Consider the following 281-nt stretch of genomic DNA (forward strand, 5'->3'; position numbering starts at 1 on the left):
GTTGAGAACCATTGTCGAATATCAAAGTTGCCCTTGATATAACCTTCAGCCTCAATGGTTGATAGACTGTATTGGAACTCACCTACCTGCGGGTGAGAATTCACAGAAAAATAGTGATGAGACTCATCGAGATAGCAATATTTCGGATGATCAATTGTGTGAAACATTCGGCAAGCGATTGGGCGATACTCATAGATTGAACAACAATTATCAACAAGGAACGGGCAACCACCGGTTTTTGATACAGTCTTATCTAAACGAAGTTCAACACCTGTCGAATC

1 protein-coding gene is annotated in these 281 nt (G+C 40.9%); it reads right to left on the minus strand.

Annotated features, from left to right (window positions below):
• Positions 1-281 (minus strand): YkgJ family cysteine cluster protein (locus AB4585_RS24725; RefSeq protein WP_372171397.1); only part of this gene is annotated, 281 nt, incomplete at both ends.

Source organism: Vibrio sp. 10N.222.49.C9 (genome assembly GCF_041474985.1).
GTDB classification, from domain to species: Bacteria; Pseudomonadota; Gammaproteobacteria; order Enterobacterales; family Vibrionaceae; genus Vibrio; species Vibrio crassostreae_C.